At 61.9% G+C, this 11,387-nt stretch carries 11 protein-coding genes; 4 read left to right on the top strand and 7 right to left on the bottom strand.

The genetic code is table 11. The features are described 5' to 3' along the window. Nucleotides 1-328: 328 nt before the first annotated feature. Entirely contained in the window at nt 329-2,011 is a 1,683-nt protein-coding gene (gene ilvD / locus KGA96_RS26100) for a dihydroxy-acid dehydratase (protein WP_223515440.1), read from the top strand. A gap of 93 nt (nt 2,012-2,104) precedes the next feature. Here ilvD and KGA96_RS26105 read toward each other — a convergent pair whose 3' ends face one another. Next, nucleotides 2,105-2,755 (bottom strand): DUF2238 domain-containing protein, encoded by a 651-nt coding sequence (locus tag KGA96_RS26105; RefSeq protein ID WP_046040392.1) that lies wholly within the window; start codon nt 2,753-2,755, stop codon nt 2,105-2,107. Between the two features lie 157 nt (nt 2,756-2,912). On the opposite strand from KGA96_RS26105, the gene KGA96_RS26110 reads away from it, so the two are divergent. Then, a complete protein-coding gene (locus KGA96_RS26110; RefSeq protein WP_223515445.1) occupies nt 2,913-3,344 on the top strand; it encodes a nuclear transport factor 2 family protein in 432 nt (143 codons plus the stop codon). A gap of 136 nt (nt 3,345-3,480) precedes the next feature. On the opposite strand, the gene KGA96_RS26115 is transcribed toward KGA96_RS26110, so the two are convergent. Further along, on the bottom strand, nt 3,481-4,296 hold the full coding sequence (locus KGA96_RS26115; RefSeq protein ID WP_223515448.1) for a cupin domain-containing protein: 816 nt from the start codon (nt 4,294-4,296) through the stop codon (nt 3,481-3,483). A gap of 133 nt (nt 4,297-4,429) precedes the next feature. Here KGA96_RS26115 and KGA96_RS26120 point away from each other — a divergent pair, with 133 nt between their 5' ends. Continuing rightward, nucleotides 4,430-4,948, top strand: a complete 519-nt coding sequence (locus tag KGA96_RS26120; RefSeq protein ID WP_223515451.1) for a carboxymuconolactone decarboxylase family protein — start codon at nt 4,430-4,432, stop codon at nt 4,946-4,948. 176 nt (nt 4,949-5,124) lie between these two features. Here the strand turns inward: KGA96_RS26120 and KGA96_RS26125 are convergent, their stop codons facing one another. Next, the gene (locus tag KGA96_RS26125) at nt 5,125-6,213 is read right to left on the bottom strand and encodes a polyamine ABC transporter substrate-binding protein (protein ID WP_046040388.1); all 1,089 of its coding nucleotides are present in this window, start codon (nt 6,211-6,213) and stop codon (nt 5,125-5,127) included. Between the two features lie 54 nt (nt 6,214-6,267). Beyond that, on the bottom strand, nt 6,268-7,569 hold the full coding sequence (locus KGA96_RS26130) for an NAD(P)/FAD-dependent oxidoreductase (protein ID WP_046040387.1): 1,302 nt from the start codon (nt 7,567-7,569) through the stop codon (nt 6,268-6,270). Between the two features lie 155 nt (nt 7,570-7,724). Between KGA96_RS26130 and KGA96_RS26135 the strand changes: the two genes are divergently transcribed. Next, nucleotides 7,725-8,612 carry a LysR substrate-binding domain-containing protein gene (locus KGA96_RS26135; protein WP_046040386.1) on the top strand — a complete coding sequence of 296 codons (888 nt, stop codon included), beginning with the start codon at nt 7,725-7,727 and terminating at the stop codon, nt 8,610-8,612. Between the two features lie 14 nt (nt 8,613-8,626). Here KGA96_RS26135 and KGA96_RS26140 read toward each other — a convergent pair whose 3' ends face one another. From KGA96_RS26140 to KGA96_RS26150, 3 genes are all read right to left on the bottom strand, one after another. Further along, nucleotides 8,627-10,135: a tripartite tricarboxylate transporter permease gene (locus tag KGA96_RS26140; protein ID WP_046040385.1), complete on the bottom strand. Its 1,509-nt coding sequence runs from the start codon at nt 10,133-10,135 to the stop codon at nt 8,627-8,629. 15 nt (nt 10,136-10,150) lie between these two features. Next, nucleotides 10,151-10,633 (bottom strand): tripartite tricarboxylate transporter TctB family protein, encoded by a 483-nt coding sequence (locus KGA96_RS26145; protein WP_046040384.1) that lies wholly within the window; start codon nt 10,631-10,633, stop codon nt 10,151-10,153. A 1-nt stretch (nt 10,634) separates the two neighbouring features. Next, nucleotides 10,635-11,387 (bottom strand): tripartite tricarboxylate transporter substrate binding protein (locus KGA96_RS26150; protein ID WP_223515454.1); only part of this gene is annotated, 753 nt, incomplete at its 5' end.

Below are 11,387 nucleotides of genomic sequence, written 5' to 3' on the forward strand. Positions count from 1 at the left end.
ACGGCAGTCACGGGTGCGGCACTCAAGGATTGCAGGGTGGGCACACAAGGCCGACGAACCGCATCGACCCCACTTTAATGTCCCTTCTGAACTGACTTTTTATCTTTATTGGCTTCAGCTACTTGAGCGACAGTGATTCCGTCGGCACGTCTCAAGGACACGCAAACTGAACAGGTCAAACCAAGTTGGCGCGAAGAATATCACGACAAGGCTTACCCGCGCGTCTGTTCCAGACCGGTTAGTCCGGGCCAGGGCGCCCGGCCTTCTATACTCATCCTGTTTTTATCAACGAGTGTGTCAGGAACAGCCATGAGCGATAGGAGCAGTCATGAGCGACAAAGACGATCTGCGCAAGTACTCCTCTCAAGTGATCGACGGCGTGGAGGCGGCACCGGCACGCGCCATGTTGCGGGCCGTGGGCTTTACCGATGCAGACTTCACCAAGCCGCAGATCGGCATCGCTTCGACCTGGGCCATGGTCACGCCCTGCAACATGCACATCGACAAGCTGGCGCTCGAAGCTGAAAAAGGCGCGAATGCCGCCGGTGCCAAGGGCGTGATCTTCAACACCATCACCATTTCCGACGGCATCGCCAACGGCACCGAAGGCATGAAATATTCGCTGGTGTCCCGCGAGGTGATCGCCGACTCCATCGAAGTGGTCACCGGTTGCGAGGGTTTCGACGGCCTGGTGACCATCGGCGGCTGCGACAAGAACATGCCGGGCTGCCTGATCGGCATGGCGCGGCTGAATCGCCCGTCGATCTTTGTCTACGGCGGCACCATCCAGCCGGGTGCCGGCCATACCGACATCATTTCCGTGTTCGAGGCCGTGGGCCAGCACGCGCGGGGCGATATCAGCGAGATCCAGGTCAAGCAGATCGAGGAAGTGGCGATTCCCGGCCCCGGTTCCTGTGGCGGCATGTACACCGCCAACACCATGGCCTCGGCCATCGAAGCCTTGGGCATGAGCCTGCCCGGCTCTAGCTCCCAGGAGGCCATTGGCGGCGACAAGGCCTCGGACAGTTTCCGCGCCGGCCAGCAGGTCATGGAGCTGCTCAAGCTCGACCTCAAGCCTCGCGACATCATGACCCGCAAAGCCTTCGAGAACGCCATTCGCGTGGTGATCGCCCTCGCCGGCTCGACCAACGCTGTGCTGCATCTGCTGGCCATGGCCAACGCGGTGGATGTCGAACTGACCCTGGATGACTTCGTCGAGCTGGGCAAAATTTCCCCGGTGGTCGCCGACCTGCGCCCCAGCGGCCAATACATGATGAGCGAACTGGTGGCCATCGGCGGCATTCAACCACTGATGAAGCGCATGCTCGATGCCGGCATGCTGCACGGCGATGTGCTGACCGTCACCGGCCAGACCCTGGCGGAAAACCTGGCCAGCGTGCCCGACTATCCGGCCGGCCAGGACGTGATACGGCCTTTCGACCAGCCGATCAAAAAGGACTCCCACCTGGTCATTCTGCGCGGCAACCTCTCGCCCACCGGCGCCGTGGCCAAGATCACCGGCAAGGAAGGCCTGCGCTTCGAAGGCACGGCCCGGGTCTATCACGGCGAGGAAGGTGCGCTGGCCGGCATTCTCAATGGCGAAGTGCAGCCCGGCGAAGTGATCGTGATCCGCTATGAAGGCCCTAAGGGCGGCCCGGGCATGCGCGAAATGCTGTCGCCGACGTCGGCGGTCATGGGCAAAGGCCTCGGCAAGGAGGTGGCACTGATCACCGACGGACGTTTCTCCGGTGGGTCCCACGGTTTCGTGGTCGGTCACATCACGCCGGAAGCCTTTGAAGGCGGGCCGATTGCGCTGGTCGAGAATGGCGACAGGATCATCATCGATGCAGAGACCCGGCAGATCACGGTGGATGTCTCCGATGCGGTGCTGGCCGAGCGCAAGTCGCGCTGGGTGCGGCCGGAATCGAAATACAAGCGCGGGGTGTTGGCCAAATATGCGAAGACGGTGTCCAGTGCATCGGAGGGCGCTGTGACCGATAAATATCTTTAATCCCCGACCTGTAGGAGCTGGCTTGCCAGCTCCTACAGTGCTCTGCAACCTCAAAGCCCGCGACAGCTGCCCCCACCGAAGCGGTCTGCCCGATCACCTTGCTGTGGTCATCGAGTGTTCTTGCGCCATGCCGCGCAAAGACACCAGCAACAGACTGACAAACGCACCGGCGACCGCGATGGCCATGTCCTTCTGCGAATCCCACGGATCGTTTTGCGCGCCGACGAAGGCGTTCGCCGTGTCATTGCCCAGGAAGGCCCCGCCGATCCATTCCACCAACTCATACACGGCGGAGGTCGACAGCATGATGTTCAGGGTCACGAAAAACAGCCAGAACCCGCGCAGCGGCGTCAGTCGCCGCAGGACTTCACGCACCGGATAAGCCAGCAGCAGCCCGTAGCTCAGATGCACCAGTCGGTCGTAGTGATTGCGGTGAACACCAGGCGCCCGGTCGAAACTGAAGCCCAACCACGCCGAAGACCAATGATCGTAAGGCACCAGAGAATAGGTGTAGTGGGCGCCCAGTTCATGCACGCACAGAAACGCAAACACCAGCGTGATGGACATCGCCGACAAGCGGAATCGCCGAGAAACCGCGACCAAGGTCCCCACCAGCAACAGCACCAGCAGGTTTTCCAGCGCCCAGTCCACCCGGCTGCGGGGAGAAAACCCCGACACTCCGACAATCAGCACAAACACCATGAGCAACGTCAGGTCGAGCCGTAAACGCGGGTCAAGCTGCATGGCGCAATACCTCAAAGTCAGGACATCGCCCTTTTAACTTCGAGGCAAGGGTGCCAGGCAAGTTCGCTTTATTCCTTCACCTCATGATAGGTTGTACGATGACTGACGAATATTCTTCCAATCATCGCGCTATCCCTACAACAACAAGGAAACACCCATGAAAAAAGCAAAAGTGCTGATCGGTTTTCTGTGCCTGTTCAGCGGCTACGTCGCCGCCACCCCGGCTGCCGCGGACAAGGACGTGGCCCAGGCGGTCGACCACCTGACCCAGGCCATGCTGCACAAAGACATCCCGGAGCTGAACGCCTTGACCGCCGAAAACCTGACCTACGGGCATTCCAGCGGCAAGATCCAGGACAAGCAGGCCTTCATCGCCGACATCGAAACCGGCAAAAGCGCGTTCAAGACCCTTGAGATGCAGAACCAGACCATTACCGTCTCCGGCGACGTCGCACTGGTCCGTCACCACTTCTCGGCGCAAGCGCTGAAAGGCACTGAAGTGGTGCCAACCGAAATCGAGAACTTCCAGATCTGGCAAAAGCAGGACGGTAAATGGCTGTTGGTAGGACGTCAGGCGTTCAAGTTCTGATGTACGCGTAAAGAAGCCGCACCGCTAGACCTGTGGGAGCGAGCTTGCTCGCGATGACGGAACGTCAGTCGACAGCATAGGTGTCTGACACACCGCTATCGCGAGCAAGCTCGCTCCCACAGGGGAATATGCAAGGTCAGTTGCCCTTCCACTCCCGCGGGCTCATCCCGGTCTTGCGCCGAAACGCCCGGGCCAGCGCCGAGGGACTTTCGTAGCCGACCTCCTCGGCGATCAACGCAATCGGTCGACCTTCGCGCAGGCGTTTCTGCGCCAGGCTGATGCGCCAGCTCACCAGGTAATCCACCGGCGTCTGCCCGACCACCCGGCGAAAGTGCTCGGCGAAACTGGCCCGCGACATGTTGGCGGCGACCGAGAGCTCGGCCACGCTCCAGGCCTTGGCCGGGTTTTCGTGCATCAGGCTCAGGGGCCGCGCCAGGCGCGCATCGGCGAGGCCGGCCATCATGCCCGGTTGCTGGCCAGTGGTGCTCAAGATGTGCCGCAGTAACAGAATCACCAGCAGCTCGAACAGGCGATCCATCACCGCTTCGCGTCCGCACGTACCGTCAAACGCCTCGTTGAACAGCCATTCCAGGGTCCCGGCCAGGGTCGGGATTTCATCGAGCTTGAGCACCAGATAATCCGGCAGCGCCGCCGCCAGGGCATTGCCCGCTCCGCCGTCGAAATCCAGGGTCGCGCACACCAGTTGCGTGCCGGACGCTTCAGACGCGAACAGGCGATGTCGATAGGGCCGGGGGAAAAAGATCAGGCTCGGTTCGGTCTGTTGCAGGTCCGGCTGGTCGCCCATCTTGAGCAGCAACTCGCCCGCTTGAAGCAGGTGCAAATGACCGCTGGTCTGTTGGCCGTCGTAGGCGGCGGTGCCGCAGAACGTACCGCTATGGAAGGTGCCGGCATTGACGCCGAAGTGTGTGAGCAACGTGGACAAGCGATCCATGACAGGCTCCCGGAAGCAGTTCTGGACGATCTGTCGCATATCCTCGACGATTTGCACCCAATACGCCAGACCTTCTCCCTAACATGAGCTCCGTACCCAGCGCATTCCGCGCCTTACACCACGGAGTATCACCATGACCCGCATTGCCCCGATCAGTCTGGAACACGCCACCGACGCCACCCGCCCGCTGCTGGAAGGCGTGCAGAAGAAAATCGGCTTTCTGCCCAACCTGTTCAAGGTACTGGCCCACGCCCCGGCGGTGCTGGCCTCGTATCTGCAAAACTCGGCCGCACTGGGCAAGACGTCCTTGAGCGCCACGGAAAAAGAATCGGTGTTCCTTGCCACCTCGCAGGTCAACGGCTGCGACTACTGCCTGGCCGCTCACACGCTGTTCGCCAGTAAGGCCGGGCTGTCGGGCCAGGACATTCTCAGCGCACGTCAGGGTGAGCTCAACGCCTATGCCACCCTCGCCCGCCAAGTCACCGAAAGCCGTGGTCACCTGACGGTCGAACAGATCGCCACAGCCCGTGCTGCCGGCATCGATGACGGCAAGATCATCGAAGTGATCGCCCATGTGGCCTCGCAGACATTGACCAACTACCTGAACAACGCAGCGTTGACCGACATCGACTTCCCGGCTATCGACGCCTGAATGAATCGTTGACTCAGGCAAACGAGTAACCGTGGCGAGGGAGCTTGCTCCCGTTGGACTGCGCAGCAGTCCCAGCTTCTCGTATGAAGAGCCGGGGCCGCTTCGCTGCCCAACGGGAGCAAGCTCCCTCGCCACAGGTGCAGTGTCACATCTGATTGACCGGAATCACCAGTCGGTCAGGTATTGGTTTTCAACTTGGTCCACAGCCGCGTGCTCAACCGTGCGATAGCCGCGGGCAAGTCCTCGACGGTAAACAGCTTGTCCATCACGCTCTTCGGCGGATAGATTGCCAGGTCCTGCTTCACCGCCGGGTCGACGAAGGCATCCGCCGCACTGTTGGGATTGGCGTAATGGATGCTGTTGCTGATGTTGGCAATCACCTTCGGCTCCAGCAGGTAGTTCATGTAGGCGTAACCGTTCTTCTCATGCGGCGCGCTCTTGGGCATGACCACCATGTCCAGCCACAACGTGGAACCTTCGTCCGGGATCGAGTAGGCAATATCGATCCCGTTTTTCGCCTCCCTGGCGCTGGCGGCGGCCTGCACGATGTCACCGTTGAATCCGATCACCGCGCAGACGTTGCCGTTGGCCAGGTCGCTGATGTACTTGGAGGCATGGAAGTACTGGACGTAAGGCCGGATCTTCAGCAGCGCCTGCTCGGCTTTCTTGTAGTCGGCCGGCTCATGGCTATGGGGCGGCAGGCCCAGGTAATTGAGGGTGATCGGCAGGATCTGCGTCGGGTTGTCGATGATCGCCACCCCACACTCGCTGAGCTTCTTGATGTTGTTCTCGTCGAAGAACAGGCTCCAGGAATGGGTGACGTCGGTATTGCCGAAGATCGCCTTGATCTTCTCGACGTTGTAACCGATGCCCGCCGTGCCCCACATATACGGATAGCCGTACTGGTTGCCCGGGTCGTTGACCTCAAGCTTTTTCATCAGCGCCGGGTCGAGGTTTTTCCAGTTGGGCAACTGGCTCCTGTCGAGTTTCTGGATGGCGCCGGCCTTGATCAGGCGCGACAGGAAGTGGTTCGACGGGCTGACCACGTCATACCCGGTGTTGCCGGTCATCAGCTTCGATTCCAGCACTTCGTTGCTGTCGTGGATGTCGTAGGTCGCCTTGATCCCGGTTGCCTGGGTGAAGCTGGGCAAGGTGTCGTCGGCGATGTAGCCGTTCCAGTTGGAAATATTGACGGTTTCGTCGGCATACGTGGCGGCGGAAAAGGTCGAGATCAGGGCCACAAGGGAAAGCGTATTGACGCGCATGTTGAATCACCTTCGATGGGAAGTGCTTTTGTTCTTGTTGTGAAATGGGTGTTTTCAGATTTCGCTTCTGGCCCGGACCGTTTCCACGCGCATACGCAGCATGGCACCGATGTCGAGCAACGGCTTGGGCGGCAGCCAGCCGGGCTGCGCCCGTTGAATGACCGACTGCGTCAGCGGCGAATCACGACCCGAGGCCCACTCCGCCAGCAAGCGGCCCCACAACGTGCCCCGCGCCACGCCGGAACCATTGCACCCGGCCACGGCGAAAACGCCCTCCTCGACTTTGCCGAAATACGGCTGCCCGGAACGCGAAGCGCTGAGATGGCCGGTCCAGGTGTATTCGATGTCCTGCTCGCCAAGCATCGGGAAACGCCGTTGCAACCCCAGCACATGGTGTTGGCGGCGGGTCGACAATTCGCTCAATGACAGATCCCGGGAGCGGTATTCCGCGGTGTTGCGGATCATCACCCGGCGATCCGGGGTCAGGCGCACCGTGGCCCCGAGCGGACGGGTCGACAGCACGCCCCAGGACGCTGGCGCACCGAGGGCTTCAAACTCTTGATCGCTGAGGGGCCGCGTGAGGCTGGCGCTGAGTTCCATCGCGAATGTACCGCTGTCATCGATGCCCGCGCGGGGGATGAAGGCGTTCAGGCAGACCAATACCTGTTTGGCCTCGACACAACCGTTTTGGCCCCGGGCGCGAATTTGGCCGTTGCCCTGGCGCTCAAGGCCTGTGATATCGGTGTTCTCGTAGACCGTCACTTTCGGCGGCAGGGCATCGAGCAAGCCCCGAGCGTACTTCGCCGGTTGCAGCAGCGCATTGCCGTTGCCGCACCAGATCGCGGCGCGGTAGTGCCGGCTGCCGAGTTTTTCGAGCAACGACTCGCCTTGCAGAAACTGCGCGCTGGCGCCCACGGCACGCAAGGTCTGCAGCTTGGCATCGACCTGGGTCAGCTTGCGCGGATCGCTGACGGCAAAGAAATAACCCGACTCCCTGAAATCGCATTCGATGCCATGGCGGGCAATCTGCTTACGGACCTCGTCGGCGGCTGCGCGGCCGATGGACGTATCCACTTGATACCCGGCAAACCCGTCGCTACCCAGTAGCTCCCCAGCGGCAGGATGCTCATGGGCCACCACAAAACCGGAGTTGCGCGCCGAAGCGCCTTGCGCAGCCCGCTGCCGGTCAACGACCACGATGCGTGCCTGGGGGTGCAATTGCGCCAGGGCATGCGCCGCACTGAGGCCGGTGATGCCGGCACCGATCACCAGCCAATCGGCCTGTTGCGTGCCCTTGAGCGGCTCACGCAGGGGTGAACTCCCCGCTTGCGCAATCCAGCCACAGATATTTTCCATGTGTCACCTCAGGTTCTTGTTCTGCGTTCCGTCTCGACCCACTGCATGCAGGATTTGCATAAATGGTTTTCGAAGACGGTGGCGATGACTAGAATCTAAAGGCTCCAAACACGGGCAACCAACGTTATTAAATCATCGAGGCATTCTGAAAACGCATGGACAAGATTCGCCACGTGCCCTCGCTGCAGGGCTTGCAGGCCCTGGTCGAAGTTGCCGGGTCGGGCAGCTTCACCCAGGCGGCGCAAAAGCTCTGCCTGACCCAAAGCGCCGTGAGCCGACAGATCCAGCAACTGGAGAGCCACTTTGGCGTGGCGCTGTTTGTCAGGAGCAGCCGCAGCCTTCAACTGACTGCCGAGGGCGAACAGGTGCTGACCAGCGCCCGCAGCATCCTCGAACAGCTGCGCACCCTCGAAGACCGGCTCGCGCCGAAAAAGCGCCCGTTCCGCATTCGCATGCACGTGTCACTGGCGGTGCGCTGGTTGCTGCCCAGGCTGAGCGAGTTCTACCGGCATCACCCGGACGTATCCCTGGCAATCGAAACCGTGGCCACCGAAGTGGTCGAGCCGGCCAGTGACAGCGATGCCTATATCCTTTACCTGCCCGAGCCGTCCGGAGCGCCGGATTGCCTGACCTTGTTCGAGGAGGCGTTGGTGCCCGTGTGTGCACCAGGGCTTGGCACCCCGACCCGGCCATTGGCTTCGCTGGAGGACCTGTCGGGGTTCGCGTTGCTGCACCGCTCCTCCGATCAACATGACTGGCAGGTCTGGCTGTCAGCCCATGGCGGCAAGTCGTTGCATGACTATCGGCACATCCCCTTCAACCTCGACGAACTGGCGCTCGATGCCGCCGCCCGGGGCCTGGGCGTGGCGATGACCGACATGACCCTGGCCGGTGAGTCGATTCAACGGGGCGAACTGGTGATCCCGTTTGGTGAGCCGTTGAAGACCGGGGGGATTTACTCGCTGTGCCTGCAACCTTCGGCCGCCGCGCATCCGGCCTGCGCACCGGTCATGCAATGGTTCACCGCGCAAACCACTGCATGACCCTGTGGGATTGCTCAATCATCCTCATGCAACTTGATGCCGCGTTTATGCAACACATGGGGCACCACCAGCACCAGTAGCGTCAGGGCGAGGAAGAACGCCGAGATCGGTTGCGTGAGGAACACCGTCCAGTCGCCCTGGCTGATGGACAAGGCGTTGCGCAGTTGTTTCTCGGCCATCGGCCCCAGCAGCATGCCGACGATCACCGGGGCGACGGGGAAGTCGAAACGGCGCATCAGCACCCCGCCCCAGCCAATGCCCAACATCAGGATCAGGTCGAAGGATGAGTGGCGCATGCCATACACGCCGATGGTGGCGAAGACCAGGATGCCGGCGTTCAGGTACGGCCGGGGGATTTGCAGCAGTTTGACCCACAGCCCCACCAGCGGCAGGTTCAACACCAGCAGGATCACGTTGCCGATGTACAGCGAGGCCACCAGCGTCCAGACCAGCTCCGCGGAGGTTTCGAACAGCATCGGCCCCGGTTGCAGGTTGTAGTTCTGGAACGCCGCCAAGAGGATCGCCGCCGTCGCAGACGTCGGGATGCCCAGGGTCAGCAGCGGTACCAAAGACCCGGTTGCGCTGGCGTTGTTGGCCGCTTCCGGGCCGGCCACGCCTTCGATGGCGCCCTCGCCCTTGTTGGCGGAAAACTCCTTGGGGTACTTGCTGAGTTTGCGTTCGGTGGAATAGGACAGGAAGGTCGGAATCTCCGCGCCACCGGCCGGAATCGAGCCAAACGGAAAACCGATCAGCGTGCCCCGCAGCCACGCGGGCACCGAGCGTTTCCAGTCGGCGCGGGTCATCCACAACGAGGTCAGGCGATGCCGTCCTTCGTTTGATTCGGTTTGATAGAGCAGGCTGTACAAGGCCTCGCCCACCGCGAACAAGCCGACCGCCACCAGCACCACCTCGATGCCGTCCACCAGTTCCGGCACGCCGAGGGTGTAGCGGGCAATGCCCGAGGTCGAGTCCAGACCGATCAAACCGATGGTCAACCCGACACCCAGCGAGGCAAACCCGCGCAGCATCGAAGCGCCGAGCACCGCCGACACGGTGGTGAACGACAGCACCAGGATCGCGAAGTATTCGGTCGGGCCGAAATTCAGGGCCAGCCTGGCCACGATGGGCGCAAACAGCGTCAGCAAAATCGTGGCGATGGTGCCGGCGACGAATGAGCCGATCGCCGCCGTCGCCAGCGCAGGTCCGGCCCGGCCGTTGCGTGCCATGAGGTTGCCTTCCAGGGCGGTGACCATGGAAGACGACTCTCCGGGCGTGTTGAGCAGGATCGAAGTGGTGGAGCCACCGAACTGCGCGCCGTAATAAATACCGGCGAACATAATTAGCGCGCCGGTGGGGTCGACCTTGGCGGTGATCGGCAACAGCAAGGCCACCGTCAGCGCCGGCCCGATCCCCGGCAACACGCCGATGGCGGTACCGAGCAGGCAGCCGATGAACCCCCACATCAGATTGATCGGCGTCAGCGCCGAGGAAAACCCCATCGCCAGGCTTGAAAGAATGTCCACGGTGTCGATCTCCTTTCAAAGCCAGATGTTGATCAGCGACGGCAGGGAAACCCCAAGCCCGGCGTTGAACAGCCAGTAGATCGGCAGGGTCAAGGCAATGCCGATGGCCAGGTCCCGCAGGGGATGACGGCTGCCGAACCCCCGCGCCGCACAGGCAAACAGCAACCCGGCGGCCAGCACGAAACCGATCAGGTTGATCAGCACCGCCACCCCGACAAGCCCCGCTGTCACCCATGCAGCACCGGTTTTGCCACCCGGCACCGTGGTGGCGTCGTTATCCAGCTCGCGAAAACCGCCACTGACGGCCTGATACCCCAGCAGCAGGCCCACGGCACCCAGAAAGGCTGCCACGACATAGGGGTAAACGTACGCCGGGAGGATGACGAAACCCATTTCGGGCGGAAACCGGTAGGCGCCCATCGCCAGCACGACACTGATGGCGATCAGGCCGATGCCGACCGCCAATTGCGTCGGCACCACTGCGCGCTGTGTGGCCATCTCAGAGCAGCCCGACCTTGACCAGCATGGCGTGCAACCGTACGTGTTCTTCTTCGACGAATTTGCCGAACTCATCGCCGGTCAGCACGCTGGGCGTCCAGGCGTTGGTCTGGAGATTGTCTTGCCAGACCTTGCTGTTGGTGGCGGCCATGACCGCGTCGATCACCTCTTTACGCTGCTGCGGGGTGAGGCCCGCTGCACCGTAAACGCCGCGCCAGTTGCCGATCGTCACGTCATAACCGCTCTCCTTGAGGGTCGGTGCATCAATGCCGGCAACCCGCTCCGGCGCGCCGATGGCCAGGACGCGGAACTGACCGGTCTTGATGTATTGGCCCAGCTCGGCGTAACCGCCGGTGATCACCTTGAGCTGGCCGCCCAGCGCCTGGGCAACCACCTCGCCACCGCCACCAAAGGCCACGTAGTTGACCTTGTTGACCGGCACATCCAGCTTGCCCGCCAGCTCGGCGATGCCGATGTGATCCACCGAGCCCTTGGAGCCGCCGCCCCAGGTGATGCTCGTCGGGTTGGCCTTGAAGGCCTTGATCAGGTCATCGAGGGTCTTGTATTCAGACTCCTTGCGCACGGCGATCACGTTGTACTCGGTGAACAGCCGGGCAATGGGCGTCACATCCTTCAGGCTGATCTGCGGTTTGTTCTGTTCGATGCCCGCGACCATGATCGCGCCGACCACCAGCAATGCATTCGGGTCACCCTTGGTGCTGTTGGCAAATTGCGCCAGCCCCAGGGTCCCGCC

The sequence above is a fragment of the Pseudomonas sp. GL-R-26 genome (assembly GCF_019947365.1).
GTDB lineage: Bacteria > Pseudomonadota > Gammaproteobacteria > Pseudomonadales > Pseudomonadaceae > Aquipseudomonas.

What these genes read in the sequence shown, in the direction of transcription:
- ilvD (WP_223515440.1), top strand. Translation starts at nt 329, where the DNA reads ATGAGCGACAAAGACGATCTGCGCAAGTACTCCTCTCAAGTGATCGAC.
- KGA96_RS26105 (WP_046040392.1), bottom strand. Translation starts at nt 2,755, where the DNA reads ATGCAGCTTGACCCGCGTTTACGGCTCGACCTGACGTTGCTCATGGTG.
- KGA96_RS26110 (WP_223515445.1), top strand. Translation starts at nt 2,913, where the DNA reads ATGAAAAAAGCAAAAGTGCTGATCGGTTTTCTGTGCCTGTTCAGCGGC.
- KGA96_RS26115 (WP_223515448.1), bottom strand. Translation starts at nt 4,296, where the DNA reads ATGGATCGCTTGTCCACGTTGCTCACACACTTCGGCGTCAATGCCGGC.
- KGA96_RS26120 (WP_223515451.1), top strand. Translation starts at nt 4,430, where the DNA reads ATGACCCGCATTGCCCCGATCAGTCTGGAACACGCCACCGACGCCACC.
- KGA96_RS26125 (WP_046040388.1), bottom strand. Translation starts at nt 6,213, where the DNA reads ATGCGCGTCAATACGCTTTCCCTTGTGGCCCTGATCTCGACCTTTTCC.
- KGA96_RS26130 (WP_046040387.1), bottom strand. Translation starts at nt 7,569, where the DNA reads ATGGAAAATATCTGTGGCTGGATTGCGCAAGCGGGGAGTTCACCCCTG.
- KGA96_RS26135 (WP_046040386.1), top strand. Translation starts at nt 7,725, where the DNA reads ATGGACAAGATTCGCCACGTGCCCTCGCTGCAGGGCTTGCAGGCCCTG.
- KGA96_RS26145 (WP_046040384.1), bottom strand. Translation starts at nt 10,633, where the DNA reads ATGGCCACACAGCGCGCAGTGGTGCCGACGCAATTGGCGGTCGGCATC.